The sequence below is a fragment of the Algoriphagus sp. 4150 genome (assembly GCF_031457395.1).
In the GTDB taxonomy this organism is placed as follows: domain Bacteria; phylum Bacteroidota; class Bacteroidia; order Cytophagales; family Cyclobacteriaceae; genus Algoriphagus.
The window spans coordinates 239,241-266,150 of sequence record NZ_JAVDWS010000003.1; the positions used below are offsets into that span (position 1 = coordinate 239,241).

Below are 26,910 nucleotides of genomic sequence, written 5' to 3' on the forward strand. Positions count from 1 at the left end.
GTTTCTATAACACGATTCTAGTTCTAGATGTAAGCTTAGAAGCTTAAGTTTACGCCGAAAGTATACCCACGGGTAACAGGATAGTTACCTACATCGATTCCAAAGGTCAGATCAGCGTCACCACCTACTGCAGGATCAAGTCCTTCGTAACCCGTGATTGTGAACAAGTTATTTGCCGATGCAAATACTCTTAAACGCTCCATTCTCCATCTCTCCAACAAAGGACCTGGCAAGGTGTAGCCCAAGGTTACATTTTGCAATCTGAGATAGGAGCCATCTTCTACATAAAATGAGTTACCTATGCTTGAAGTAGAGAAATTAGCGGCTTTCTCCACAATAGGAATGGTAGCATTAAGATTTTGTGGAGTCCACGCATCTTTTAGGCGCTCAGAAGTAGCTGCCCCTTCAAATGTGGAATAGAAATCTGTAAACCATTTCGAGTGATTCCAAATCTGACTTCCAAGAGAAGTATATAGGTAAGCAGAAAGATCAAATCCTTTATAGCCTACTGTAAAATTCATACCACCGGTAAATTTCGGAATAGGTGAGCCAAGTGTTTTTCGGTCTTCTGCATTAATCACCCCATCACCATTCAAATCTCTATATTTAAACCTGCCGGGAGCGGCTCCTTCCTGAGTTGCATGATTGGCTACATCTTCAGCAGAACTGAACAAGCCTTCTACCTCATACCCAAAGAAGGAAGAAAGGGACTGTCCTACCATATTTCTAATAGGCTCAATACCCCTAAAGCTAGGGTTAGCAGAAGTAATTATAGTCACTCCAGGAGCCAAAGAAACAATTTCATTTTTCAATAATGATCCATTGACAGAAACGTCATAAGTGAAATCTGAGGAGAGATTTCCTCTAAAAGCTACTAAAAGGTCAACCCCTTTATTTACCATTTCACCTATATTTATCGCCGGTGCGGCTGCATCATAACCTGCGGTAGAAGGCAGCGGAAGTTGGAATAATAAATCTTTAGTATCCTTCTGCCATAAGTCAAAAATCACATCCATACGCCCATTAAAGAATGTACCATCAAAACCAACGTTTTGAGTGACCGCAGTCTCCCATTTCGCATCAGCGTTACCGATCCTGGTTCTTCTATAACCAATCAAAGCTCCTGAGTTGGATCCCGTAATATCGTAGGAAGAGGCTCCTACATTACCTCCAAATAGAGTATATTGATTATTAGGATGTACGTTATTGGAGTTCCCCATTTGCCCCCATCCGCCACGTATTTTCAATTCGTCAATCCAAGTGGAACTTGCCATAAATCCTTCTGATGAAATCCTCCAAGCTGCTGAGAAGGCAGGAAATACACCGTATCTATTATTCACGCCAAACCTAGACGATCCATCGCGTCTAACGACCGCACTAAACAAGTACTTGTCATTGTAAGTATAATTTAACCTTCCAAAGATTGAATAGAAATTCACCCCTTTGTACAAGTTAGAATTTACAATTCTGCTGGAAACCGGTAAGTTAGTAATTGTAATGAAGTCTGGATTGTCAGTAAATGGATTCTGTCCTGAAGCTAATATACTTCTACCCGCACCATCATTTAATGATTCCATTCCCGCTAAGAAGTCAAAGGCATGCTTGTCAAAAGTCTTTTTGTAAGCTAGCGTATTTGTAAAAGTCCATGCAAATTCATAGCCCGATCCTTCGTTGTAGCCAAAGGCTGAGTTATTCTCCAAATTCTCGTATTGGTGCCGGGAGTAGTTATAGCTGTAGGAATTGTCATATCGTCCACCTATAGAAGTCCTAAAGGTCAAATTATCTATAATATCAGCCTCCAGATATACGTTCCCAAAAATATTTGCATTGAAAGCTCTATTGTCCTTTAACGCATCTCTCTCCGCGACCGGATTCCTCGGGTTATTAAACCCTTGCGCAGCTGTACCGGCATACCCCCCGAACTCATCATAAATAGGAATGATTGTGGACATACGGAACGCTCCCAAAATTGAATTCTCATCCCTAGACACACCTCGTCCACCTTCTCCGCCTGTAATGCCAAGCGCTCTTCTATAAGTAGCTTGGAAATTTTCACCTATTCTGATTCGTTTAGTCACATCAAATTCAGAGTTGGCTCTAAAACTTATTCTGCGTAGCGTGTTATTCAATAAAATACCCGCCTGATCCTGAATTCCTAACCCCAAGTAAAACCTGCTAGTCTCGGAGCCCCCATTGATACCTAACGAATGACGGTTCAATGGGGCATTTCTTGTAACAGCTTTAAACCAATCAGTACCTTGACCGGTCGCAGCTCTAACCAACTGGTAAATATCCCCCTTTCCATAATCAACATTGTATTTTGCAGCCTCTTCAGCCAATCTATCCGGTGAGAAGGGACCTGCAACCCCACCTTGATCACCAACTCTAATGTAGTAAGGTAATACAGGCGAATCACCAGTCCCAAATTGAGGGTGATCAAATTTAGTTGCTCTTCCTTCAGCAGCTGCTGCATTCCTTTCTGCCAACCATGTATAATCTGCCTGATCCTGCGGGCTCATCATATCGATCCCTTTTCCTGGAGTAGTCACACCATACATCCCGTTGTAATCTACTCTGAGTTTTTGATTGCCTCTTCTTCCACGCTTGGTAGTGTAGATAATCACACCATTTGCCGCCCTCGCTCCATAGATGGAAGCTGCAGCAGCATCTTTCAACACCGTGGTCGATTCTATATCATCAGGATTAAGGAAATCAGTGTTTTCCACTGGAACACCATCTACCACATACAAGGGCTCATTGCCTCCAAAAGCTCCAAAACCACGGACACGGATAATGGAAGTAGTCCCAGGTTGACCATTGGTAATCACTGTAACGCCAGAAACACGGCCTTGAAGGGCCTGCTCTACGTTGCCTGTAGGGATTACTGCCAAATCTTTGGAAGAAACCGTAGCTATTGCTCCTGTAGTCTCTCTTCTGCTGTCGATGGAGTAACCAGTAACTATCATTTCGGTAAGTGTCCGCTCATCAGGAGCCAACTTAATATCAACGACGCTTCTATTTCCTACGGCTTGCTCTAATCTGCTGTAGCCGATAAATGAAAAAACCAGAACGGCATCATCATTTGGTACATTGAGGGAGAACTTCCCGTCAATATCTGTAGCTGTACCTGTAGTAGTTCCTTTCACCAGGACTGAAACCCCGGGAAGTCCCATGTCATACTCGTCCAGCACTGTACCGGTCACGGTTTTTTGCGCAAAGGCAGCCGTACCGGTAAGAACTAAGAGCAGTACTATTGCACTTAGATTTTTGTAAATGTTTTTCATAAATATAGATAGATTGGGTAACAAGATTAATTTCAAATACTTGTCTTTTTTATTGGGTTATCGCAATCGATTGCGATAGTGCTCAAAATAATAGCAAAAGCTCATCTCCCGATCTACAGGATACTTTTGCGACTATACCGCGGTTTTTTTATAAACCAGCTAATTGAGAAACCTTTAGGTCTGAGAGCATCAGTAGGCGATGCTGCATGGGTGGGAACACTACTTCTGAGTAGAATAGGTCATAGGCAAATATTTTGGGTTACGTAAATTGTACTAAAGCACCAATGTTAAAGAATCTTAAAGAAATTTCAAATTCAAAGGCGAAAATAATATTTGGAATTCCTATAGGATAACTGCAAAAATCCACAGCTTTAACTACTAATACGACACCAATTTAGTGCAATTAACCGGTTTACCAAAAATCACACAACCCCTATTCAGTGTTCTTAGCCGGGATATTTCTGTGAAAAGTCAATGAATTGCCTGTTATTTTTCATTTCTGTCAACAGGCGATCTAAAAATTTGAAAAAATTCATCAGATGACCTAATTTCTTCAAAAATCGGATCCACTAAAGCTTTTTGATAAATTAATTCACTTGCATGAATTGCTTTGTCCAGTTGCAGTAAAGCAATCTCAGTCTGGCCACTTTCGGCGGCTATCATGGCTAGTCCGTAAAAGCCATATCCATAATTCCTTCCAGCCATTACTGATTCCTCAAACGACAAACTGGCATTAGCATAGTCCTTGGATAAGAAGTACGCCAAGCCTTTATTGAAAAAATCCTTTGGCTCGGTGTAAGGGTAATCAAAACGGAGGGTAGCCAGCTTGTAATCTCCCCTCATGATATCCAGCGCTCCCCTCAAACTTTCGTTGTACTTCAAGAAATCCTGGTTCCGTGTAAGTACAGAAGCGTCAGAGAGCTTCTTATAGGCATCCCATGTTTTTCCCTGTAAAACCAGAATTTGACCCTGATTATGAAACACATAGGGATCAGTGGCTATTTTGGATGCCTGATAAAGTAACTCATTGGCCTCCTTCCAAAGCAAATCCTTGGTCCTCTGATCCAATGTACGCTGAGCCATCCGCATCTTCACTACAGCCAGGTTATTATAGGGCACTACAGATCTAAACAACTCCGTCATTTTACTGTAGATTTTTGCCTTATCCTCAAGTCTGGGAGATGCCTCACCTGCTATAGCCCAGTCTGCCATATCAAGATCCGGGCTTGAAGTATTCTCGCTCAACGCCTGGCGAAGTAAAGCCGTCTGAGCTTGATTCAGCCCTTGGAGAGGCTTCGCCACCACTTCAATTTTGACTGCTCTCAGAGCGGGAAATAAATCCCGGGCAACTTGATTGAATCCCGAGATTTTTTTCAATGCCTCAGTTTGGGCGGGATAGTCTGATCCATCCAACAAAACAGCATAGTATTGATCCTTTCTTTGGGAAGAAAGCTTTTCGTACTCCCTAAGCTGCAGCCTAAAATCAAACCAGTCATTCCACCTTGATTTGACTTCTGTCACACTATCTCTTAGTTGTATACCGGATCCCTGCAGCAACCGTTTAACCTCTTTTGCCCTATCCATACCCAACTTACTGCTTTTCCCTTCAGAACTCTCGGGAGATTGGGTACCGGTGATTTTAAAAGACACCACAGATGAATTCTCTGTCAAAAAAGTCTTCAAATCAGCGATTGCCTGCTTATTCGAAGCATTCATTTTTACCGTTGAAGATCCCGCGTCAAAGCGGATGAGGAATTCACCGGACCGGGAAAGATCCGCATCCATAGCTCCCGTGGAAATAAATAATCCTACCTGTGGAATTGGTTCATCAGGATTTACATTCCCGATTTTAGCCAGCAGCGGTGTTGAGATCACACCTCGGGCAAGTATCTTTTTCTGAGAAGGTTCGGACTGTATTTTCTTCCCGTGGAAAAACTGAGCTTCCAAGAATGCCCCTTCCATCCAGGGCTCATAAGCCAGCACAAAGGATTTTTTGTACTCATACGCAGCCACTTTTTTGGTCAGTTTGACATCTTCGAAGAGTACGGAATTCCCCGACGATTTCAAAAGCAACTTGACCTGGGGGTTTCTAGGACTTAGAGCAGATTCTATGGGAATACTACCGGTCACTTCAAAACGCACCGAATCCCTAAAAAACTCGAGCTTCCCGGGAGTTACTTTGGAATCTTGCAAAAAATCAGTTTCGGGCATTATTATTGAACTGCAAATAAGCGGCAATAACAGGACGAAAAACAAAAGAGGGTTTTTCTTAAACAATTGGTCTAACATTCTTATTTATTAATTCTAAATACTTTTTCCTTAAATTTACCGTAACGAACTCACCTATAACCATGGAAAAGCTGAAAATATTCTTCGAAGAAAGAGCATTTGGAGTTTGCTCGCGTTTGGGTGAAAAGCTCAATTTCCCTATAGACAGCATTCGTTTATTCTTTATTTATGCCTCGTTCGTTACAATGGGTTCACCGGTGATCCTCTATGTGAGTATGGCAATGACTATGAAAATCAGAAAGTTCTTTAGAAAAAAGAATAATCCTGTACTTTTTGATTAAAGCTGGCCGTAGCTCTTTCTCCCTAATACCTTCCGGTTCCAAAAGATTAAAGTCACGTCTCCCTGTCTTTTCACCTCTACTCTTCCATCCGTTTCCGGGTGAAATTTCTCAATAGAACTCTTTCTTAGCTTAAAGTCTCTATAGGCATCCAATACAGCTTTCGAAAACTCCTTTTTCCCCTGAATCATAAAGCTCACCGCCGCCAGATGTTCTAACAAAGATTTGACCGGAAAAATCCGGGCATATCTAGATGAGTTCTCATTTTTATAAATCATACTCAGACTATTCCTGATATTCAGATACATTTTCTTAGGGCTAGCCCTATCAAGTGTGGCTCCCCCCAGATGATATATTTCCACTGATCCTTTATATCCTATTTTCCACCCTGATTTCCGCATTCGCCAGCAAAGGTCTATTTCCTCCATATGGGCAAAAAAATCTGAGTCGAAGCCGGTCAATTCATGGAATACTGTAGCATTCACTACCATACATGCTCCCGAAGCCCAATCCACGTCAATGGAATCATTGTAGTTACCCAGATCTTTCTCTATTGAATCCCAAATTCTTCCCCTACAATAAGGATAGCCATATGCATCCAAAAAACCACCTCCTGCACCTGCGTAGTCAAACAGACTCTTCTCACTCCAAGAAAGGATCTTAGGCTGAAGCGCAGCATAATCGGGATGGGACATCATCCAATCAATCAGATGTGAATCCCATCCGGCAGTCACTTCCACATCAGAATTAAGCAGGATGTAATAATCGTATTTACCTCTGATGTGTTCGAGTCCCTTATTATACCCTCCTGCATAACCAAAATTCTCAGTGAGCTTGATCCGTTGAATCTGCGGATATTCCGCCTTCAAAAAATCTATTGAGCCATCAGTACTTGCATTGTCTATCACCCAGACGTCATAGCTACTATGCGTACAAACTGAAGGAAGAAATGTCTTCAGCATTTCTTCCCCATTGTAATTCAGTATGACGATAGCGCAGGACTTCATCCAAACATTCCGCCTAGATCCATTCCGGGGATATTCGGGATCATGCCTTCTGTAGCTGCTTTCATCTCAGCTTTGATTTTCACCTCGATTGCGGTCATCGCAATATTAGTCGCCGCCACGATCAGATCGCTCAGCATTTCCTTGTCTTTGGGAGAGAGTAGAGAGTCGTCAAAATCGATATTCATTACTTTCCTATCTCCATTCACAGTAACTTTCACCATTCCTGCTCCGGATTCACCGGTCGCCGTCAAGTGTACAAGTTTAGCCTGTGTTTCTTTAATTTTTGCTTGGGCTTCTTTCACTTTGCCCATCATGCCCATTATATCAAACATATATTTCGTATTAAGAATTATCCTATGACTGTGATTTCAGATTTACTTTAAACGCGCTATTACTTCCTCCAAACTTAAGGATTCCTGAGCTCCTGTTTCCAGATTTTTCAAGGCTATTACATTTGCATCTATCTCGGAATCCCCACAAATACCAACAAATGGGATTGCCTTTTTAGAAGCAAAATCCAACTGCTTTTTCATCTTGGTCAGATCAGGGTAAAGTTCTGCTTTGATTCCGGCTGCCCTGAATTTCTTCAACAAGCCCAATGCATAGACAAATGCTTTCTGATCAAAGTGAGTCAGGAGAATTCTAGTACTTTGAATGCTGTCCTCAGGAAATAAATCCAACTCTTCCAACACATCGTACAAGCGATCTACTCCAAACGAAAATCCTACTCCTGACATTCCCGAAAGCCCAAAAACTCCCGTCAAATTATCATATCGACCTCCTCCACTCACGGATCCGATGGACACATGGTTTACTTTTACTTCGAAAATCGCTCCGGTGTAATAGGATAATCCCCGGGCCAGCATAATATCAAGCTCTACAAAATCCAGAGTTTCGCCCATATCCTTTAAGATCTGAAATACTTCTTCGAGTTCACCCACACCTTGAAGTCCGGTTTCGCTGCTAGCCAAAAACTCTTTCAGGAAAGCTAACTTTCCTACTTGATCAGCTTCCAACGTCACCAGTGGGGTTAATTTCTTGATAGAATCGGCTGCGAAACCCCGCTCGCCCAATTCTTCTTTGACTTTATCCCAGCCGATTTTGTCCAGTTTATCTATGGCTACGCAAAGTGGACCTTCTTTCCCAGCCTCCCCTATAGCTTCAGAAATCCCCGTAAGAATTTTTCGATTGTTCAGCTTGATGCTGTAATCATTCAACTTCAATTTCTCAAAAACAGATCGGATCATCAGGATAATTTCTGCTTCGCAAAGCAAACTATCCGTACCCACCACATCTGCGTCACACTGGTAAAACTCACGATATCTTCCTTTCTGAGGTCTGTCTGCACGCCAAACAGGCTGAATCTGGAAGCGCTTGAAAGGAAAAGTCAGCTCATTTCTATTCATTACCACAAAGCGTGCAAAGGGAACCGTGAGATCATATCGAAGGCCTTTCTCAGAGACCTTTGTAAGCGTTTGTTTATAGCCATTCTGCAAATCTTCTACAGCCACGTTTTTCAAGTAATCTCCACTGTTTAAAATCTTAAACAGCAGCTGATCACCCTCATCCCCGTATTTACCGGTTAGCGTGCTGAGATTCTCCATCGCAGGAGTCTCAATCTGATTATAGCCAAAAAGTTGAAAAGTGCCTTTGATTGTATCTAGGATATAATTTCTTCTGGCCATCTGGATGGTCCCAAAATCCCGGGTTCCTTTAGGCAGACTTGGCTTTTGCATAGCTTGTTTTTTGGTGATTAGCTGCCAAATTTATTCAAAAAAAAGGAAACACGCCCTGATATCGTGCACGTCAAAGAATTAAATCCCAAAATAATTTAGGCTAAAAAGAAATGTTTATTTACTTTTGCGACTCGTTTCGAAACAATACTATTAAAAATATACGACCATGGCAGTTACTACACTGAAGAGAAAACTTAAAAGAAAAAGACAATCTCAGACCACACGTGTGATTAAGATCAAGCAATTGTCTGCTCAGCCTGTAATCAGAAACGTGGACGTTGAAGAGCTTAAGAAGTCTTTCGCGAAATAATTTTTATTTCTGCAAAAACATAGAGGGCGGTCATCTGATCGCCTTTTTTGTTTTTTTTTAACCGCGATGAACACAGAGTTGTACGCAGAGAACTCAGCTTTAATTTTTATTTGATTGCCAATTAATACAGCACAAATAGCTAATCACCTTAGTGGTTTGTGAGGCACAAACCACAGCGGCGGAAAATTCCGTAATTGCGATGCTTAACATTTAAGAGAATGTACAAATCGAGATGACAGGAATTGTTCTTGGAAGCGTGACCATGGTCACCTTGAGCGAAGTCGAAAGGTCCTCCACTCCGCTCGGACTGACCCACGTCCCCTCTAAGCAATCCCAGGCACTTGCGAGACACAGATCACGACCGCCAGATTAAAACCTGCAAACTGAGGCTAGCTCTCACTTTCCACATTTTACCTTTTACCACTTACACTTTTCACAAAACCTTCCCCCTTTTCCCCAGCTCTACCACCCGGAGATTTTTTATCTGACCTGCCTCCAAGTCAAACAGTAGCATCGTCCGCATCACATGAAAACCATGCTGTCCTATAGCCCCTGGATTCATGTAGAGGCAATTCACTGTTTTGTCAAATTCCACTTTGCAAATATGAGAGTGCCCGCAGATAAAAAGGTGGGGAGCCGATTTCTTGATTTCCGCTTTGATACCTGTGGCATAGCGGGGAGGTTTGCCCCCGATGTGCGTCATTAACACCTTCACTCCTTCCAGCGTGAATTCTTGCCATTCAGGATAGGTTTGCTGCATAGCCATATCATCAATATTCCCATAAACTGCCCGTATAGGTTTGTCAGGGGGTAAAGATTTCATCACCTCGAAACTTCCAATATCCCCTGCATGCCAAATTTCATCCACTTCCTCCAGATAGGCGAGCGTTTTGTGGTCTATGTAACTATGAGAATCAGAGATGAGAGCGATCTTAGTAGGCATTTGAACTTAATCTTGCTAAATTTTCATTTCAATATCGATTAGCAATTGTTCACATCAAACCCACAATCATGAAACTTCAAAAAATTCTTTACCTGGTACTCGCCATGAGTCTAGTTAAGATTGATTTCGTCTTAGCCCAATCTACTGAGATAAAAGTAATTAGCGTAGAAGAATTGGGAGAATTGGTAAAAAACAAAGATAAAGATGCAGTTCGGATAATTGACGTACGCACACCGGAGGAAGTAGCTGAGGGACGCATACTAAATGCCCAAAACATTGATTATAAAAATGAAAATTTCAAAAAAGAAATTGCAAAACTAGACAAGAACAGCACCTACTTACTCTATTGCAAAGCCGGGATTAGATCCGCCGACGCAGCTTTATTAATGAAGGAGGCGGGATTTACCCACATTTATTCCCTTGAGGGTGGAATTGATTCATGGCTAGAAGCCGGGAAGCCCATAGAAAAATGACACAAATAAAAAAATCCGGATTTGGAAGGGAATTGGGCAGATATGGAATTTTGGAGTTCGTTAATTCAAAAACAGTGTATTTGGGTTAATCAATTGGGGATAAAACGGCCTTAATTTTTGGTTTTGGCCAATTCCTTTCTATTTTTACGAGCCAAAATTTTGTCATAAACTAATGAGAGAAATACAGTTTCGAGAAGCCCTAAGAGAGGCAATGTCCGAAGAAATGAGACGTGATAAAGACGTCTTCCTGATGGGCGAAGAAGTTGCTGAATATAACGGAGCTTACAAAGTATCCCAAGGAATGCTGGATGAATTCGGACCGGACCGTGTCTATGATACGCCCATTGCCGAGCTGGGATTTTCCGGATTAGCAGTAGGTGCCGCGATGAACGGCCTAAAGCCTATCGTCGAATTCATGACTTTCAACTTCTCTTTAGTCGCTATAGATCAGATTATCAACTCCGCAGCGAAAATGTTAGCCATGTCAGGCGGAGCTTATAGTGTACCGGTAGTCTTCAGAGGTCCTACCGGAAACGCCGGCCAATTGGGAGCTACCCACTCTTCCAATTTCGAAAATTGGTTTGCCAACACCCCAGGACTGAAAGTCATTGTTCCTTCCAATCCTTACGATGCTAAAGGCCTGATGAAAGCAGCTATACGTGACCCTGATCCGATTATCTTCATGGAATCTGAGGTAATGTATTCTGATAAAGGTGAAGTACCTGAAGGAGAATATCTTCTGCCAATCGGTGTAGCAGACGTGAAAAGAAAAGGAAAAGACGTCACAGTTATTTCATTCGGTAAAATGATGAAGGTAGCTCTACAGGCTGCTGAAGAAATGGCAAAAGAAGGAATTGAAGCTGAGGTCATTGACCTTCGTACGGTGAGACCTATCGATTATGCTACCTGTATGGAGTCTGTAAAGAAAACCAACCGTGTGGTGATCGTAGAAGAAGCCAATCCTATTGCAGGAATTTCTTCTGAATTGACATACCACTTTCAGCGATATGCATTTGACTACCTAGACTCACCTGTAATCCGTGTGAATTCTATGGATATTCCTTTGAGCTACTCTCCTGCTTACATTGAAGCTACTTTGCCTACCGTGAAGAGAACTGTAGATGCTATCAAGAAAGTCTGCTATAAGGATTAATCATTCTTTTAAGTCATAGAAAAGCCCGGCTTTATTGAATTGAAGCCGGGCTTTTTTAGTAGTAGCAAGTATTAGACATTAGATTCTAGAGTCGAGAATCAAGAGCCAAGTATCATCACGAACTGTCCTTAACAGTCGCTTTTCCGTGAGTGAGACACTCACGGAGGCTGAAGATTAAGGGCTGAGCTTAGATAGCTAGCGCCTAGGGCTTTCAGCCCCTTAATTCTATACTGTAAAGTAGATTTTAAGCAGCCCTCTCTGCATAAATCTCTGTGAGCATTGTGGTAGAAAAATGAAAGCATAAAAAAGCCCGTCCTCAAACGAGGCCGGGTTTTTCTCTTGTAACCCAATCTACTATTTACTTTCTTTAATTATTTATTCTGTTGCATCTCAGCTCCACCGCCTTCATTACCACCTTCTTTCAAATCATCATTAGTGACTGATTTTTTCCTTCGAGGTTTTTGGTCCATGCTCATCTTGCCTATTCTATAGCTGAAGTTTACTTTGAAATTCATGTTGCGCATCACATTTGTGCTATTCTGCACAATGGTAGGCGTCGTGATCTCGTTTCTAACTTTAAATTCTTTGGAAAGAAAGTTATCCGCACCAAAACCTATAGTTCCTCTTTTTTCGTCAAACTGCTTATTGATACCCATTCCATAGGCTGCAAATCCCCCGGATGAACCCTGTAATTCAACTTGGCGGCCTCTTGCAAAGGTGAACAACTGAACCTGCCAATCTTTAGGAAGAGTGTAGTTACCGAATAGACGACCACTTATTACAAAGCCCTTATTGGATGCCGTAAAACGCGGATCTGTCAGCCCATTGTCAAGCATCGCATAGTAAAGATCCATGCTGCCGTTCAAAGAGAGCTTATTACTGATGCTGATATTGGTAAAGATATTTGTACCCACGGCTCTCTCATGACCGATATTGTCATAGGTGGTGTAAATAATATCATCCTCTTGGATAGTTCTCACTGCCTGTATAGATCCTGTGGTATTTCTAAAGAAACCGCTGAAACTTATCATTGTACTTTTGAAGAAAGTACTGTAGCCCAACTCGTAATTATCTGTGAATTCAGGATCCAATTCAGGGTTACCCTGAGAAATTTGCCGTGGATTGGAAGCATCAATATTTGGATTCAAAAATCTAAGTGACGGACGGGAAACTCTCCGATTGTAAGAGCCTTTGATCAAATTACCGTTACTAAGTTTTCTACTCACGTTCAAACTTGGTACAAATGTGCCATACGAAGGGATATCCACGGCAGACTCAGTTTTGAAATCTGCATTGATTGTTGTGTATTCGTACCTGACACCCGGTTTGATGGTATAATTTTTAAACAGGGTTGCTGTGTAAGAAACATAGCCCGCAGTTACATTCTGATCATAGTTAAACTCATTGCTCAAGGTAGGATCAGGATCTTCAACATATGCTCCGTCAGCACCTTCTGCCCGAAAGTATGCAAAGTCAGAATAGGCCTTTCTAAGGATATTTTTAGCTCCATACTCCAAGATTGAATTCCCGTTTTTCCCCAGTGGCTCTACAAAGTCAAGCTGAACAGTGTACTCCTCATTTTTGCTTGGATTATCGTTTTTCAATCTTGAGTTAATTGTGGACATATCCTCTTCAAAAAGCGTGTTTACAAAGGAATTCTCACCATTGTTTCGGCTATACAAGGTCAACAAAGAGATTTCTTTCCCTTTCCTCTCAAAAGTCTTGGTATAATTCAAGCTGACATCTATAGAATTTGAATTGTCCTTCGTATCGGTCTCTCTCAGTACATTGCTATCCAAAACTCCAGCTATGAATTTCTGCTCCAGAAAGTCACTTTGGAAGTTGCTTCTGTTCCTTATTCCAAAATTCACGGCCCCGGCCAAGAAATTGTACTGGTCTATTTCATAATCGACTCCGAAATTATAGCGTCCAAATAATTGAGATTGTTTTGTGTCTGCAGACTGGAGAATAGTGGTTTGCGTACCATTTTCATCGGTAATTAACTGGGAATTGTCAAAGCCACCCTTGATATTATAACCTGCTCGACCAAATCCGCCCAATGTAAATCCGAACTTGCCTTTTCGGGCGCTGGCATTCAACCCCAAATCAGAGCCTCTCAAACCTGTCCCTGTACGGATGTTGGCAGACACCCCTTGTAGATTGTTCTTTTTGGTAACAATATTAATCACCCCCGAGGTACCTTCTGCATCGTATTTGGCAGATGGAGAAGTAATCACTTCCACAGATTTGATTTCGTCCGCAGGGATCTGCTTCAATGCATCTGTGATGCTGCTGGCCGCAATAGCTGAAGGTCTACCATCTATTAGAACGGTGATATTGCTGCTTCCTCTCATGGATACGTTTCCGTCCAAATCCACTGACAACATAGGTACTCTTCTCAGTACGTCTGTTCCATCACCTCCTGCTGTGGTCTTATCATTCTCAGCCTTATAGATCGTGCGATCCACGCGCTCTTCAATTAAATCACGCTGACCCTGTACCGTCACTTCTTCGAGCGCCAGGCCCTCGTCAGTCATTTCGATTTCTCCAATATTAACATCCCCTGTCTTGCTGACAATCTGGATATCCTTTATCACGGTGGTCTCGAAACCCAAAAAACTAAGTTTCAGATCATAGGTCCCAGGCTCCATTCCTGTGATAAAAAACTGTCCGTCACCGTCAGCTACACCTCCTGCTACATTGACATCACTATCTGCTACATAGAGCGCGGCGGTGGCATAAGCTACAGGTTCTCCCGATTTCATATCCTTGGCCACACCAACGATTTTAGCAGGAGTATTCTCTTTCCCCGAAGCCTGCTGGGCCATCACCCCACCGGCACTAATTAGGACAAGAACTGTGATAATGTTAAATAATTTTTTCATTTGTAGTAAATAGTTGCTCTTTTGACCAGATCAAAGAAAAATGACTGTCTTACCTTTAAAAGTCACTTTTTTTGATTGCGGCAAATTTGAATTTTAGGTCTCGTGTTAGTTGATACCCCAAAGCAACAAGGTTTGTTGCGCAGTTTTTCCGTAAATAGACGGCTGGGGTGGTTTCATCGACAAACACCCGCATTCATCAGATTAAAAGCTGTAGTCGATCGACAGTTCCGTACATCTGCCGGATTAGACCTTTGGTAGTCACAATCACCGAATTCGCCGATTTAATTTTATATAAAGGAGTGCTTTGCGTTAGTTTGGATACTGAAAATCAGATTTATGATCAATCTAAGTCCCAAAAGGAGAGTTTCAATTCTAGTGCATATTCTGGGTTGGGCCATGTTGAGCACGGTTTTATTGCTGCTATCCCCGCTCTCTTGGCGTATTGACATTCCCGTAGAATTCTGGGTAAAGCAAGTATTTATGGCAGTGCTGCTTATCTGCATATTTTATGTGAATATGCTTTGGTTTGTACCCAAGGTCTTATTGGAGGGAAAGCTCGCCGTGTATCTATTGACAATCATCCTGGGTGGAGTACTTTTTGTAGGAATACTTGTGTACGCTGAAAATTTTCTAAATCTGCCGGAACTGATACACAGGGCTTTCAATCCTGACGAGCCATATACTCCAAAGCCACGCAGAATATATGGAGATATCTTCAATGTGACGCTTTATCTATTGACCATTGGAATCAGCACCTCGGTAGCTTCCGTGCAGAAGTGGCAAAAAGATGAAACCCTCAGAAGAGAACTGGACCAACAGAGAATCAACACCGAACTATCCTACCTAAAAGCTCAGATCAATCCCCATTTCTTCTTCAATACACTTAATAATATCTACGCACTCACAAATCTGGATGTAAAGAAAGCGCAAGAGGCACTTTTGAAGCTATCCCGCATGATGCGCTATGTGCTATATGAAAATCAGAAAAACGAGACCCTGCTCAGTCGGGAGGTTAGTTTCATAAATGATTACATAGAATTGATGAAAATGAGGCTGACTGAAAAAGTCACGCTCAATATTTCCATAGAAGAGCCAAAGGATGATCTGGTGATCGCCCCTATGCTTTTGCTCCCATTTATGGAGAACACTTTCAAACACGGGATAAGTAGCCAACAACAAAGTGAAATTCTTATTAAATTGGAAGTCATGGGGGAAACTGTATTTTTCGAAACACGCAACCATATTTTCCCGGTACATTCTGACAGTCCGGAAGCTAAGGAAAACGGCATTGGTCTAGTGAACACACAAAGAAGACTAAGTCTTCTCTATCCGGATAAACATCGCCTAAAATTTGGTAAAGACGAAGCCAAACAGGAGTATTGGGTAAATCTTACGATCAATCTGGAATGAAATCGAGCTTGACTCACGCGTTACTGGCCGAAGTGATTACAAGATTTGCGACCTGCCTGCCGTAGGCAGGGATTCTCCCGAAGGTCGGGACGGGCATGTGGCCTTTGAAAGACAAAATATAATCACATGAAATCGAGCATGTCGAAGGCGACACACAGTGGGATGATTATAAACCGTGCGAGATCCCATAGCCTGCCCCGACTATTCGGCGTGGCCTTTGAAAGATAAAATATAAACACATGAAACTCAACTGCGTTGCCATAGATGATGAGCCTCTTGCACTGGAATTGCTAAGCAAGTTCATCGAACAAACCTCCTTTCTGAATCTCATAGGCAAGTTTTCCAATGCCATAGAAGCCTTGGGATTTATTAATCAAAACGAGGTGCAGCTCGCTTTTATGGATATTCAGATGCCTGATCTATCCGGAATGGAGCTAGCAAGAGTGCTGGACGGCAAAAAAAATTCCGATAAGACTAAAATCATTTTTGCAACAGCCTATCATCAGTTTGCCATAGAAGGATACAAAGTAGAAGCTCTGGACTATTTGCTCAAACCTTATAGCTATGAGGACTTTTTGAATGCCGCTACCAAAGCATTTTCCTACTTCGAAAAACAAGCGCAAACGAAAGCCGAACCAATACTTGTTGATTCTTCATCGAAAGACTACATTTTTCTCAAAGTAGAATATCAACTGGTCAAAGTAATGCTGAAAGATATTGCTTACGTCGAAGCTTACAAAGACTATGTGAAAGTGCATTTGCTCTCCAAGCCAAACCCATTACTTTCTCTGACCAGCCTGAAAAGCATGGAGGAGCTGCTTCCTTCCGATACGTTTATGAGAGTTCATAGGTCATATATTGTGGCGCTGGACCATATAGATTCTGTATCCAAAAATGTGATCCAAATCGGCAAAAGCCATATTACGGTAAGTGATAATTACAAGGATATTTTCTTAGAGTTTATGAGTAGATGGATGAATTGATTAGGCTTAAAAAAAACGGATCCTACTTCAGGAAAAGCGGGTTTAATTGTAACTGAAATAGTACGCTGGAGTTCATCAAATCCTTTTCTGCTTTTGTCCCTTTCACCGCATAACTGCGGATAGTAAAAATATCTTTCCCCGTTTTTCGAAGCACTGATTGAATTCAATTTTCCCCCAAAAGAATTTCCTTTACTTTTGCACACTGATCAAATAACCAACTACTATTTTAGGAAATCCCTTTGTATATGTTAGAAACACTCCAAACAAAATTGAAAGAGAAACCGAGCAGAAAAGAACGTGAGGTTGTGATTGTGTATCCTTTCAATACTAAAACCAAAGAAATTTTCATAATTCAAGAGTACATTCACAGCTATGATAGAAAATTTTGGAAATTTGTCAGTGGAGGTGTGGACAAAGTAGACAAAAATATACTGACACACGCCATAGAGGAACTGGCAGAAGAAGTAGCCATGCAGTCTGACTCAGTTTGCCATCTGTACTCATCAGAACGCGTTTTTGGCTACAGACCAATGCATTACTTTATCGCAGAAAATCCTACTATCATGGAAAACCCACCGGAAAACCCTGATCAGGACTATATTACCGATGCCAAATGGGTAAACCAAACTGAATTTCAAAAAATGCTCGACAGCGAGGAATTGTTATGGGATCAAGGAAGCATGTGTGCATTACAGGCATTTAGAAAATACCATTAAAAATAAATTCTCCGCTTTTTTATAATAAACCAAAAAACCCGATCTCTCGACCGGGTTCCAACCTATTATCTTCTTCCCATTCCGGGAGGCAGCATCTTGCCCATGGCTGCTTTGGCTCCTCCCATCTTGTTCATCTGCTTCATCATCTTACGCATATCCGCAAACTGCTTCATCAGGTTGTTCACCTCCACGATAGTTCTGCCGGATCCGGCCGCAAGTCTTTTTCTCCTACTTCCATCAATCAGATCAGGTTTCTCCCGCTCAGCAGGAGTCATAGATCTGATTATTGCCTCGATAGGCTTAAAGGAATCATCATCGATATCCAACCCCTTCATTGCTTTACCCATACCGGGAATCATTCCCAGAAGATCTTTGATATTACCCATTTTCTTCACCTGCTCCAGCTGAGAAAGGAAATCATCAAAATTGAAATTATTTGAGCGAATCTTGGAATTGATCCGCTTGGCCTCATCTTCATCGAAGGATTGCTGTGCTCTCTCCACCAGGGAAATCACATCACCCATCCCCAAAATCCTTTGAGCCATACGATCAGGATGGAACACATCCAGATCTTCCATTTTCTCCCCTGTTGAAATAAACTTAATCGGCTTATTTACCACATGGCGAATGGAAATCGCGGCACCACCTCGGGTATCACCATCGAGTTTGGTAAGAACCACACCGTCAAAATTCAAACGCTCATCGAAGGTCTTCGCAGTATTCACCGCATCCTGACCCGTCATGGAATCAACTACAAAAAGTGTTTCTGATGGATTCAGCGCTTTTTTCAACGCTTCAATCTCATTCATCATCATATCATCCACAGCCAGACGGCCTGCTGTATCTACTACGACAGTCTTCTTACCTGTCTTCTTTGCATAGGCAATCGCATTGTTGGCGATTTCCAATGCATTCTTATTCTCAGGTTCAGCATATACTTCTACTCCTATCTGCTCACCCAGCACTTTCAACTGATCTATCGCAGCAGGTCTATAAATATCGCAAGCCACCAGCAATACCTGTCTGCCTTGCTTCTTCAAGTGTGCTCCAAGCTTGCCCGTAAAAGTAGTTTTACCGGAACCCTGAAGGCCTGAGATCAAGATAATCGCCGGGTCGCCGGATATTTTAACATCTTCTTTCTTACCCCCCATTAGCTTGGTCAGCTCTTCCTGGGTGATTTTTATCAGGAGTTGACCGGGAGATACAGAGATTAAGACATCACGGCCAAGGGCTTCTGTCTTGATCGTATCAGTGACTTCCTTGGCTACTTTATAGTTAACATCGGCATCGATCAAAGCTCTTCTAATCTCTTTGACAGTCGTTGCGACGTTTATTTCCGTGATTTTTCCGGTTCCTTTCAGCGTTTTGAAAGCCCGGTCTAATTTTAAACTTAAATTATCAAACATTCCTTACGTGGCTATTTGGTGCAAAAGTAATGATTTTCATCAGTGATAGAAAGGAGTCTTGCATCTATTCCCGCCGGGGCTCCCTATTTTTATAGATGGGGGTTTGCCCATAAATCCCTAATTTGCGACAGCATCAATTTTCCAAGAAAAACTCTTTTCATGCAGCTGAATTTCAAAAAAGACGTGCTCCCCCATTTGGTGGGAATTGCTATTTTCTATGCTATTGTAGTCGTTTATTTTGCTCCTGTAGTATTTCAGGATCAAGTGATCATGCAGGGTGATATCCTAAAGTGGGAAGGATCAGCCACCGAAGCCTTAAATTATAGGGAGGCTACCGGAAAGGAAGCACTTTGGACAAACAGTGTTTTTGGAGGAATGCCAGCTTATTTTGTCAGTCTGGAATTTGCCGGGGACATCACCACGCCGCTGTTGTCTATCATCACATTAGGACTTCCCCACCCGGTAAATAGCCTATTCTTGGGCATGGTTGCTATGTATGTGTTAATGCTGACTTTTGGTGTCAGGCCTGCATTTGCAATCATTGCCAGCGTGGCTTTCTCCATGAGTTCCTATAATCTACTGAGCTTGGCTGCAGGCCACAATGCCAAAATATGGGCAGTGAACCTCATACCGGTAATTTTGCTCGGGATACACTTGGCTTTCAAAAAGAAACGCTTGCTTGGAGCAGGCATCCTTGCTCTTGGTCTCCTCCTGCAATTGAAATTCAACCACGTTCAGATCACCTACTACAGCTTGATTATTTCGGTAATTTATGTTGCTGTCAGAATAGTATTTGACTGGAAAAAAGAACCAGTTGTACAACTGGGTAAGACAATCGCTTTCTTGCTTTTGGGAGCAGTACTAGCCGTAGGAGGAAACATAGGAAGAATAGCAACAGCCATGGAATATGCTCCCTATTCCACCCGGGGCAACACTACCTTAGAATCTGCTTCTGCAGGATTGGACAAGGATTATGCATTCTCTTGGTCAAACGGCAAGCTGGAAACCTTTACTTTTTTGATTCCAAATTTCTATGGCGGTGGAAGCAGCACACCGCTTGGCAAAAACACGGCCTCTGAAAAAGCCTTGCGAAGCAATGGACTCGACCCTGCTCAAATCAACGGATTCTTGCAGGGAGCTCCTACCTATTGGGGAGACCAGCCATTCACAGGAGGACCGATCTACGGGGGAGTAATCTTGGTCTTCCTCGCATTCATTGGAATCTGGGCTGCGCCAAAGGAGAGCCTTTATACTTTCGGAGCGATCATTCTTCTTTCCCTTATGCTTTCTTGGGGGAAAAACCTGAGTTGGTTCAACTACTTGCTTTTCGATATTCTTCCGGGCTACAATAAATTCCGGGCAGTCTCCATGGCTCTGGGAATGACTCTTTTTGCCATCCCTGCTTTGGCAGCAATTTCTTTGGAACGACTCTATCAAAGCAAAGATTTCAAACCGCTATACATCGCAGGAGTAGCCATGGGTGGACTATTATTTCTCTTTGCTATCGGCGCCGGAATATTCAGATTTGAAGGAGCTGCTGATGCCGGCTTGCCTGACTGGTTGGTCAATGCAATCCGCCAAGACCGGAAGTCCATGCTATCGGCAAGTGCTTGGAGAAGCTTAGCTCTTGTAGGAGCTTCTTTTGCTTTGGTATACTTTGCCCTGAAAGGTAAGATTTCTGATTTAATCTTGGGTCTTGGACTTTTTGCTTTAGTCACAATTGATCTCTGGGCAGTAAACAAGCACTACTTGAATGATGATTCCTTTCAGGGGAATCCTACAGGAAGCTATTTCTCCGAAACTCCCGCAGACGTGGAAATAGCCAAAGACAAGGATTATTTCAGGGTACTTGATCTGACAGAGTCATTGACAGCTACCGGAAAATCACCGTACCGCTTCCACAGCCTTGGTGGATATCATGGTGCCAAGATGCGCAGGTATCAGGATTTGCTGGATAATAGATTAAGCTTTGAATTGAATGATTTTGTAAAAAAAGCACAGGAGGGCGAATTTGATTTCGGAGGTATCCAGACTATTAATATGATGAATACTAAATACCTCATCGCGGGAACTGCAGCTAATGCTGTCTTTGAAAACCCCGAAGCCAACGGACCGGCTTGGGTCCCTTCCCAAGTGGTATCTGTGCAGACCAATCAAGAAGAAATGGATGAACTGGGGAGAATTAACACCAAAACCCAAGCTACAGTAAACACTTCGGAATTTGGTCAGGTAAATGCAGGAAGTGGTCAAATCACCCATACATATTACGCTCCCAATGAACTGAAATACACTGCAGAGATGAGTAAAGAAGGGCTTGCTGTCTTCTCAGAAATCTATTATCCTGTGGGATGGACTGCCACCTTAGACGGGAAGGAAACTGAAATCATCCGAACAGATTATCTGCTCCGTGGATTGATAGTGCCGGCAGGAACTCATGAGATCGTTTTCAAGTTTGAACCAAAAAGCTACACTGCCACCAAAACCCCAATGATCATTTTTCAATACCTAATCGTGTTGTCGTTGATCGCAGGCGTGTTTTTCACGATCAAGGAAAGGAATGGAAGAGGATAAGAACAAATTCTTCAGTTTTTACGATCAGTTTGCCGAGAATCAGGATAAGCCCGGAATAAATTCCCGTCACTTAAATATTCTCGACAAGGTGAAAGATGCTGGGTTAAGTGCCAATCATAGCATTCTGGAAGTTGGTTGTGGTATCGGTATCCTGAGTCATTTGCTTGCCAAGCAGGTGAAGGAAGGTGAGGTGTTTGCGGTGGACATCTCTCCCGAAAGCATTAAAAAAGCCAAGACCCTCTGGAAAGACCAAGTCAATCTGAAATTCGAAGTTTCGGACATGCATGACTTTGATAAGCTGGGAAAAACCTTTGACTTTTTCGTGTTTCCGGACATTATGGAACACATTTCCATGGATCAATACGATCATCTTTTCCGCAATATCAACAAGCATGCACATCAGGATTCGGTGATTTTCATACATATTCCATCGCCAAGATATCTGCAGTGGATGATAGAAAATGATCCACAGAAACTACAACTGATAGAACAGCCACTGGACTCGGGAGATCTGATAAAAAGTATCACTTCCAATGGGTTTTATTTGGAAAAAATGGAAACCTATCCAATCTTTTTTGAAGAAAAAGATTACCAATACTTCGTGTTCAGAGCCTCAAAAGCCCTAGTCAACTCAACTCCCAGAAAAAAATGGGAAATCCTGAAAGAACGTATCAGCATAAGAATAAGACACGGAATCATCAACTAATCACATGAAGATAGCAGAAAAAACAGTCGTCGGACTTACATACGAACTCAAAGTAGGCAAAGAAGCTGATGAAATAGAATCAGCACCATTCAGTGTAGAAATCCGTGATTCGGAGGATCCTTTTTACTTCTTGTTTGGGGCAAGTGACCTTCCCGAAAAATTCGAAGAATTACTCCTTGGCAAAGAACAGGGCGAAGACTTCTCATTTGTGATCCCTGTAGCTGAAGCATATGGAGCAATAGATGAGGACCTCATCCTCAACCTTCCTAAGTCACAGTTTTCGGGAGAGAATGGTTTCAATCCGGATATGCTCCAAGAAGGCAACTTTTTGCCTCTGATGGATGAAGACGGATATCCTATGCAGGCAAAAATCCTCAAGGATCTGGGAGAAGATATTCTTTTGGATTTCAACCATCCTCTGGTGGGTTTTGACTTGCATTTTGAGGGAAACATCCATGAAGTAAGAGAAGCTACCACAGATGAACTGGAGCATGGGCATGTACACGGCCCACACGGTGCTCACGACGAAGAATAACACATTGTTGCCAGTTATTAAAAAAACTGTCTCATAACAAGTTTTTCTTGTCAGACTGAGTAAGAAAAATTTAAGATTTACAAATGAATAATGACGGAAAGTGATGTAGAATTAAAGTTGGGTCACCCTGAGCACCTGACCGACGAGAGTCGGGAAGCACGAAGGGTCCTCGACTCCGCTCGGACTGACACAACATTTGCACGCTTTTTTGAATTCCGTCATTGGTAGGGGAGTCGAAGTCTTTTATGTGCTGATTAAGCCCATTTCGACTTCGCTCAATGTGACAATTATGAGTTATGAGACAGCCTCATAAAAAACATTTATGAATTAAGACTTCGATAAACGGAGATGAAAGGAAAACTTCCTTTACTTGGATATGGAATCAGCGGAGATCCGCGTCTTTTTCTGTGTTAATCTGCGGGAACTGTTTAAGACTTTAAGCAACAGCAGCGGTTAGACATGCTCTAGTTATTCAATTTGAACAAGTCTCCTTCATTATCTGCTTCATTTTTGACTTTTTCATCGGTTATTTCCTCCATATCCTCTTCCAAAATCCATCCTTTGCCAAGTGCATATTGCGAGGCTTCCAGTGTATCCTTCACCAGCAACATTTCTACTCCGAATCTCCTCAATTCTTCACTTATCTTCTCCGCATAAGCATGTCTCGAAGCATGCACATCCCGGATAAAAATCATAAATATTCTTCCGGGAAATTCACGAACTACTTGAAGGTATATCGCAGGATCTTCCTGTCCGCTATCTCCGATCAGCATAAAGGGTAGTTCGGAATAGATGGTAAGAATATGTCGAATCTGTTCCAATTTATGTTCAGAATGACTTCCTGAAATAAGCTGAGTTCTAGACAATCCTATATCCCTCAGCATCAAAGAGCCTTTGGGAATATGATGGATCTGAAGCAACTCATGCAGAAAATCGTATAGATTCCAAGGACTGCTGGACACATAAAAAAACGGATTACTCTCTATACCATCCGTGCCCTTTTGCAATGCCTTATAAAAGGCCGACACCCCTGGAAACGGTACCCGTGTATGTGCATTCTTCGCAAAAGTAGTTTTCAACATCTCGAGAATCCGCATAGCTCCTGTAGGAATAATAGTGTCGTCTACATCGGATATCACCCCATAATCTAAAGTTCCCACTGGCAGAAACACTTCACCACAAGCCTTGATATCTCCCTGATTCCGAATCACCCGATCCACCAAGGTCAACGCTATCTGCTGCCATCGGGCATGAGCTTGAATGGGTGTCTTGGGTCGAATTTCAAATTCAAAATATCCTTCCTCGTCAGTCGTCGCAAAATATTCTTCTCCCTGAAATTCTGCTTTCACTTTCACTCCGGGGATCACCACACTCATAAATCTCCTACGCATTTTCCGGATATTCCGCCACACGCTGTCTTCAGGATCTGATGCTCCGATTCTGTTATCCCGGATTACTCTGCCTACCAATAGTATCTCTTTTTCATTTCCAAAACCCTCATAAGGAACGATCAACAGAGATTTCACCAAGCCCAATTTGATCCATAACCATAGCACTGCCTGGTTAATGGCCAATTTGATTTCGTAGAGGATGGTTAGGGGTATATTTCTTTTTTTGGACATAGAAAAAAGTGGCTGGCTACATCTGAATTATTCACACAGCAAATGTTAATTTGGGCGGGGATTAAGAGTGAAGCTAGCAATTTTTGATATTTAGCCCAAAAATGACTGTGGCTTCTTACTATTGTTTTTCCGATTCAAAGGTTCATCACCCTTGAATCCTCCCAGCTTAGATAAACACGATCCCCCTTCTCATATTTTCGCTGAGGGTCATCTACTTCCCAAGTGATCCCACTTTCTTTGAGCTTCACCTGAAGAGAATTATAATGTACCAGAAAACGGGAATCCGCCACATGGGCCAATACTCCTCCTTTCGTTTTCAGCTTCACATCTGCAGGTCTGATGTAGCTATTTTTCCCGTCAGGAAGTCTGTTAATAGGACTGAATAGTTGCGCAACATACTTGGTTTTGGGTTTCTCACACAGCTGTCTGGAAGTTCCTTTTTGGACTACTTTGCCTTTTTGCAGAATGATCAGGTTATCCGTCAATCTCAGAGCATCGTCCAAATCGTGCGTTACAAAAATCACTGTCGTCCCCGTGGACTGGAATATTTCCTTCAATTCAGAAATCAAATGATGGGTCTGGATGGTATCAAGTGAAGAAAAGGGCTCGTCTAGCAATAAAACATCAGGCTCCACAGCCATTGCTTTGCCTATTGCTACTTTTTGTTTCTGTCCTCCGGAAAGCTGACGGGGATATCGGTCACGAAACGCATTCAAGCCAAGAAGCTGAAGTAGATGTTCTACTCTGCTTTTCGCATAGGTTTTCTCGTAGTGAAGCAATTGTCTGGAGATATTCTCCTCCACAGTGGAATTGGGATACAAATGGAAGTTTTGATGAATCAGCCTGATCTCATCGTAGCCTGACACGATCTTCTGGTTCGGATTCAAAATCGGTTCCCCTTCCAAGAAAATTTCTCCTGAATCCTGAGCTTCAAGCCCGGCCATTATTTTCAGCAAGGTGCTTTTCCCTGATCCGCTTTCCCCTACAATAGCAAGGAATTCTCCCTGTGCCAATTCCAAGGAAAAGGGATGCAGCGCAGGTTGATCATCGTAGGATTTAGAAACATTGGAAATGGAAAAATAACTCATGGGCGAATTTCAGCTTGCAGTTTTTTGGTCAAGCTGCCAAAGATAAGCCCGTAAGAATGATCCGCCAATTCCAAAATCAACCGATCAGGCACGCTCCCGCCGGTACTGACCGTATTCCAGTGCTTCTTGTTCATATGAAATCCTGGAATTATCCCAGGATATTCTTCACGCAATTCAACAGCTTTTTCAGGGTCACATTTCAGATTAACCGATTGAAACGTCTCAATAGAAGTAAGGGAAAAAATCTTTCCTCCTACCCGAAAAACCAAGGTATCTTCTCCAAATGGCGTATCTTCAGTAACCCCAGGCATGGCCAGGCAATAATCACGGTAATGTTCTAGGGTCATTGGATTAATAAATTTGGGTTAATTTAGAATTCGAATTGGAATTTACTTAGAAAAAATGAAGTGACCTTTTGCCCGAATCCACAATTCAGTAGTTTTCATCAAATTTCACATTCAAAATAAAGGAAATTTTATACACCATTTCGCTAGCTCTCTTTTTGAGCAGTTGCAATTCTCTCAGCAAAAGACAAGAGTAAATCTCACGCTGCCTGCATTATTAATTGTAACAAAAATCACAGGCCTAATACTACTAATTCCCCATCTTTGCTCCATGGAAAAATACATCAAGGCGATTTCAGACGGCTATTATGGCTATTGGAATTACTTTATTGGAGAGATCCTAAATCCTAGTTGGCATAATTACTTCTACTGGCTTGTGGGGGCTTCTTTGGCCATTTATGGATTGGAGATTCTTTTTCCATGGAGAAAAAACCAGCCTGTTCTTCGAGAGCATTTCTGGTTGGACATCTTCTATCTTTTCTGGAATTACTTCCTTTTTGCGCTTGTGGCCTACAATGCCTTGTCTATGGTGGCAGTGGAAGCTTTCAACGACTTCCTTGGCTTATTCGGCATCACAAATACTGTGGCTCTAAAAGTAGATCAGCTCCCGGGATGGGCACAACTGCTGATTATATTTATAGTCAGGGACTTTATGCAGTGGGGGATTCATCGCATGTATCATCATGTGGGCTGGATGTGGGAATTCCACAAAGTCCATCACAGCACCCGTGAGATGGGATTCGCAGCCCTACTCCGCTATCACTGGATGGAAAACATCCTTTACCGTACACTTGAGTACATACCGCTGGCGATTATCGGCTTTGGGATCACGGACTTTTTCATTGTCCATATCTTTACGCTAGTACTAGGTCAATTGGGCCATGCTAATCTGAAAATCCCGCTAGGCCCTTTCAGATACATCATAAACGGCCCTCAAATGCACCTATGGCATCATGCGAGAGAGTTGCCCGAAAGCCATCCTCATGGATTCAATTATGGGATTTCATTAAGTCTGTGGGATTTCCTTTTCCGGACAAATTACTGGCCTTCGGATGACGAAAATCTTCCGGTGGGATTACCCGATGAGGATAAGTTTCCAGAGGATTTTATTGGGCAGACACTAGTCCCTTTTCAGCGGATTTTTAGAAAAAAGCCACTTAAGTCCCCTTAA

The 26,910-nt window shown here is 42.4% G+C and carries 22 protein-coding genes; 11 read left to right on the forward strand and 11 right to left on the reverse strand.

All coding sequences use genetic code 11. The annotated features are described in order from the left end of the window. Positions 1 to 35: 35 nt before the first annotated feature. Entirely contained in the window at positions 36 to 3,284 is a 3,249-nt protein-coding gene (locus tag J2X69_RS07240) for a TonB-dependent receptor (protein WP_310100769.1), read from the reverse strand. Between the two features lie 486 nt (positions 3,285 to 3,770). Further along, the gene (locus J2X69_RS07245) at positions 3,771 to 5,495 is read right to left on the reverse strand and encodes a tetratricopeptide repeat protein (RefSeq protein WP_310100771.1); all 1,725 of its coding nucleotides are present in this window, start codon (positions 5,493 to 5,495) and stop codon (positions 3,771 to 3,773) included. Positions 5,496 to 5,635: 140 nt separating this feature from the next. On the opposite strand from J2X69_RS07245, the gene J2X69_RS07250 reads away from it, so the two are divergent. Continuing rightward, positions 5,636 to 5,854: a PspC domain-containing protein gene (locus tag J2X69_RS07250; protein WP_091695064.1), complete on the forward strand. Its 219-nt coding sequence runs from the start codon at positions 5,636 to 5,638 to the stop codon at positions 5,852 to 5,854. On the opposite strand, the gene J2X69_RS07255 is transcribed toward J2X69_RS07250, so the two are convergent. The 3 genes from J2X69_RS07255 to hisS are packed head-to-tail and all read right to left on the reverse strand — an operon-like array spanning position 5,851 to position 8,594. Next, entirely contained in the window at positions 5,851 to 6,858 is a 1,008-nt protein-coding gene (locus J2X69_RS07255; RefSeq protein WP_310100775.1) for a glycosyltransferase family 2 protein, read from the reverse strand. The genes J2X69_RS07250 and J2X69_RS07255 overlap by 4 nt on opposite strands. Continuing rightward, positions 6,855 to 7,190, reverse strand: a complete 336-nt coding sequence (locus J2X69_RS07260; RefSeq protein ID WP_310100777.1) for a YbaB/EbfC family nucleoid-associated protein — start codon at positions 7,188 to 7,190, stop codon at positions 6,855 to 6,857. The genes J2X69_RS07255 and J2X69_RS07260 overlap by 4 nt, the downstream gene beginning before the upstream one ends. A 42-nt stretch (positions 7,191 to 7,232) precedes the next feature. Next, on the reverse strand, positions 7,233 to 8,594 hold the full coding sequence (gene hisS, locus J2X69_RS07265) for a histidine--tRNA ligase (protein WP_310100779.1): 1,362 nt from the start codon (positions 8,592 to 8,594) through the stop codon (positions 7,233 to 7,235). A 166-nt stretch (positions 8,595 to 8,760) separates the two neighbouring features. Here hisS and J2X69_RS07270 point away from each other — a divergent pair, with 166 nt between their 5' ends. Continuing rightward, positions 8,761 to 8,904, forward strand: coding sequence for a hypothetical protein (locus J2X69_RS07270; RefSeq protein ID WP_170857096.1), 144 nt, complete (start codon positions 8,761 to 8,763; stop codon positions 8,902 to 8,904). A 433-nt stretch (positions 8,905 to 9,337) separates the two neighbouring features. On the opposite strand, the gene J2X69_RS07275 is transcribed toward J2X69_RS07270, so the two are convergent. After that, positions 9,338 to 9,847 carry a metallophosphoesterase family protein gene (locus J2X69_RS07275; protein WP_310100781.1) on the reverse strand — a complete coding sequence of 170 codons (510 nt, stop codon included), beginning with the start codon at positions 9,845 to 9,847 and terminating at the stop codon, positions 9,338 to 9,340. 68 nt (positions 9,848 to 9,915) lie between these two features. Between J2X69_RS07275 and J2X69_RS07280 the strand changes: the two genes are divergently transcribed. Further along, positions 9,916 to 10,320 carry a rhodanese-like domain-containing protein gene (locus J2X69_RS07280; protein WP_310100782.1) on the forward strand — a complete coding sequence of 135 codons (405 nt, stop codon included), beginning with the start codon at positions 9,916 to 9,918 and terminating at the stop codon, positions 10,318 to 10,320. 172 nt (positions 10,321 to 10,492) lie between these two features. Continuing rightward, a complete protein-coding gene (locus tag J2X69_RS07285; RefSeq protein WP_310100784.1) occupies positions 10,493 to 11,473 on the forward strand; it encodes a pyruvate dehydrogenase complex E1 component subunit beta in 981 nt (326 codons plus the stop codon). 371 nt (positions 11,474 to 11,844) lie between these two features. Here the strand turns inward: J2X69_RS07285 and J2X69_RS07290 are convergent, their stop codons facing one another. Then, positions 11,845 to 14,358, reverse strand: a complete 2,514-nt coding sequence (locus tag J2X69_RS07290; RefSeq protein ID WP_310100786.1) for a TonB-dependent receptor domain-containing protein — start codon at positions 14,356 to 14,358, stop codon at positions 11,845 to 11,847. Between the two features lie 336 nt (positions 14,359 to 14,694). Here J2X69_RS07290 and J2X69_RS07295 point away from each other — a divergent pair, with 336 nt between their 5' ends. The 3 genes from J2X69_RS07295 (at position 14,695) to J2X69_RS07305 (ending at position 17,467) form a co-directional block, all read left to right on the forward strand. Then, positions 14,695 to 15,768, forward strand: coding sequence for a histidine kinase (locus J2X69_RS07295; protein WP_310100788.1), 1,074 nt, complete (start codon positions 14,695 to 14,697; stop codon positions 15,766 to 15,768). Positions 15,769 to 16,007: 239 nt separating this feature from the next. Continuing rightward, on the forward strand, positions 16,008 to 16,751 hold the full coding sequence (locus J2X69_RS07300) for a LytTR family DNA-binding domain-containing protein (protein WP_310100790.1): 744 nt from the start codon (positions 16,008 to 16,010) through the stop codon (positions 16,749 to 16,751). A 245-nt stretch (positions 16,752 to 16,996) separates the two neighbouring features. Beyond that, on the forward strand, positions 16,997 to 17,467 hold the full coding sequence (locus tag J2X69_RS07305; RefSeq protein WP_310100792.1) for an NUDIX hydrolase: 471 nt from the start codon (positions 16,997 to 16,999) through the stop codon (positions 17,465 to 17,467). Positions 17,468 to 17,532: 65 nt separating this feature from the next. On the opposite strand, the gene ffh is transcribed toward J2X69_RS07305, so the two are convergent. Beyond that, on the reverse strand, positions 17,533 to 18,873 hold the full coding sequence (gene ffh, locus J2X69_RS07310; RefSeq protein WP_310100794.1) for a signal recognition particle protein: 1,341 nt from the start codon (positions 18,871 to 18,873) through the stop codon (positions 17,533 to 17,535). Between the two features lie 159 nt (positions 18,874 to 19,032). Between ffh and J2X69_RS07315 the strand changes: the two genes are divergently transcribed. The 3 genes from J2X69_RS07315 to J2X69_RS07325 are packed head-to-tail and all read left to right on the forward strand — an operon-like array spanning position 19,033 to position 22,685. After that, positions 19,033 to 21,444, forward strand: coding sequence for a YfhO family protein (locus J2X69_RS07315; RefSeq protein ID WP_310100796.1), 2,412 nt, complete (start codon positions 19,033 to 19,035; stop codon positions 21,442 to 21,444). Further along, a complete protein-coding gene (locus J2X69_RS07320) occupies positions 21,431 to 22,150 on the forward strand; it encodes a class I SAM-dependent methyltransferase (RefSeq protein WP_310100799.1) in 720 nt (239 codons plus the stop codon). Before J2X69_RS07315 ends, J2X69_RS07320 begins: the two co-directional genes overlap by 14 nt. A 4-nt stretch (positions 22,151 to 22,154) precedes the next feature. Continuing rightward, a complete protein-coding gene (locus J2X69_RS07325) occupies positions 22,155 to 22,685 on the forward strand; it encodes an FKBP-type peptidyl-prolyl cis-trans isomerase (RefSeq protein WP_310100801.1) in 531 nt (176 codons plus the stop codon). A 464-nt stretch (positions 22,686 to 23,149) separates the two neighbouring features. On the opposite strand, the gene J2X69_RS07330 is transcribed toward J2X69_RS07325, so the two are convergent. The 3 genes from J2X69_RS07330 to J2X69_RS07340 all read right to left on the reverse strand — a co-directional run bounded on the left by J2X69_RS07330 (position 23,150) and on the right by J2X69_RS07340 (position 25,742). After that, complete coding sequence (locus J2X69_RS07330; protein ID WP_310100803.1) at positions 23,150 to 24,307, reverse strand: phosphatase domain-containing protein; 1,158 nt, start codon at positions 24,305 to 24,307, stop codon at positions 23,150 to 23,152. 134 nt (positions 24,308 to 24,441) lie between these two features. Further along, a complete protein-coding gene (locus J2X69_RS07335) occupies positions 24,442 to 25,395 on the reverse strand; it encodes an ABC transporter ATP-binding protein (protein ID WP_310100805.1) in 954 nt (317 codons plus the stop codon). Next, positions 25,392 to 25,742: an MmcQ/YjbR family DNA-binding protein gene (locus tag J2X69_RS07340; RefSeq protein WP_310100807.1), complete on the reverse strand. Its 351-nt coding sequence runs from the start codon at positions 25,740 to 25,742 to the stop codon at positions 25,392 to 25,394. The genes J2X69_RS07335 and J2X69_RS07340 overlap by 4 nt, the downstream gene beginning before the upstream one ends. A gap of 268 nt (positions 25,743 to 26,010) precedes the next feature. Between J2X69_RS07340 and J2X69_RS07345 the strand changes: the two genes are divergently transcribed. Then, the gene (locus J2X69_RS07345) at positions 26,011 to 26,910 is read left to right on the forward strand and encodes a sterol desaturase family protein (RefSeq protein WP_310100809.1); all 900 of its coding nucleotides are present in this window, start codon (positions 26,011 to 26,013) and stop codon (positions 26,908 to 26,910) included.

Bases quoted from the DNA above. Each gene is read 5' to 3' on its own strand.
- J2X69_RS07240 (WP_310100769.1), bottom strand. From the start codon at position 3,284: ATGAAAAACATTTACAAAAATCTAAGTGCAATAGTACTGCTCTTAGTT.
- J2X69_RS07335 (WP_310100805.1), bottom strand. From the start codon at position 25,395: ATGAGTTATTTTTCCATTTCCAATGTTTCTAAATCCTACGATGATCAA.
- J2X69_RS07275 (WP_310100781.1), bottom strand. From the start codon at position 9,847: ATGCCTACTAAGATCGCTCTCATCTCTGATTCTCATAGTTACATAGAC.
- J2X69_RS07295 (WP_310100788.1), top strand. From the start codon at position 14,695: ATGATCAATCTAAGTCCCAAAAGGAGAGTTTCAATTCTAGTGCATATT.
- J2X69_RS07245 (WP_310100771.1), bottom strand. From the start codon at position 5,495: ATGCCCGAAACTGATTTTTTGCAAGATTCCAAAGTAACTCCCGGGAAG.
- J2X69_RS07270 (WP_170857096.1), top strand. From the start codon at position 8,761: ATGGCAGTTACTACACTGAAGAGAAAACTTAAAAGAAAAAGACAATCT.
- J2X69_RS07315 (WP_310100796.1), top strand. From the start codon at position 19,033: ATGCAGCTGAATTTCAAAAAAGACGTGCTCCCCCATTTGGTGGGAATT.
- J2X69_RS07285 (WP_310100784.1), top strand. From the start codon at position 10,493: ATGAGAGAAATACAGTTTCGAGAAGCCCTAAGAGAGGCAATGTCCGAA.
- J2X69_RS07260 (WP_310100777.1), bottom strand. From the start codon at position 7,190: ATGTTTGATATAATGGGCATGATGGGCAAAGTGAAAGAAGCCCAAGCA.
- J2X69_RS07290 (WP_310100786.1), bottom strand. From the start codon at position 14,358: ATGAAAAAATTATTTAACATTATCACAGTTCTTGTCCTAATTAGTGCC.
- J2X69_RS07280 (WP_310100782.1), top strand. From the start codon at position 9,916: ATGAAACTTCAAAAAATTCTTTACCTGGTACTCGCCATGAGTCTAGTT.
- J2X69_RS07340 (WP_310100807.1), bottom strand. From the start codon at position 25,742: ATGACCCTAGAACATTACCGTGATTATTGCCTGGCCATGCCTGGGGTT.
- J2X69_RS07345 (WP_310100809.1), top strand. From the start codon at position 26,011: ATGGAAAAATACATCAAGGCGATTTCAGACGGCTATTATGGCTATTGG.
- J2X69_RS07330 (WP_310100803.1), bottom strand. From the start codon at position 24,307: ATGTCCAAAAAAAGAAATATACCCCTAACCATCCTCTACGAAATCAAA.
- J2X69_RS07325 (WP_310100801.1), top strand. From the start codon at position 22,155: ATGAAGATAGCAGAAAAAACAGTCGTCGGACTTACATACGAACTCAAA.
- J2X69_RS07255 (WP_310100775.1), bottom strand. From the start codon at position 6,858: ATGAAGTCCTGCGCTATCGTCATACTGAATTACAATGGGGAAGAAATG.
- J2X69_RS07250 (WP_091695064.1), top strand. From the start codon at position 5,636: ATGGAAAAGCTGAAAATATTCTTCGAAGAAAGAGCATTTGGAGTTTGC.
- J2X69_RS07300 (WP_310100790.1), top strand. From the start codon at position 16,008: ATGAAACTCAACTGCGTTGCCATAGATGATGAGCCTCTTGCACTGGAA.
- ffh (WP_310100794.1), bottom strand. From the start codon at position 18,873: ATGTTTGATAATTTAAGTTTAAAATTAGACCGGGCTTTCAAAACGCTG.
- J2X69_RS07305 (WP_310100792.1), top strand. From the start codon at position 16,997: ATGTTAGAAACACTCCAAACAAAATTGAAAGAGAAACCGAGCAGAAAA.
- J2X69_RS07320 (WP_310100799.1), top strand. From the start codon at position 21,431: ATGGAAGAGGATAAGAACAAATTCTTCAGTTTTTACGATCAGTTTGCC.
- hisS (WP_310100779.1), bottom strand. From the start codon at position 8,594: ATGCAAAAGCCAAGTCTGCCTAAAGGAACCCGGGATTTTGGGACCATC.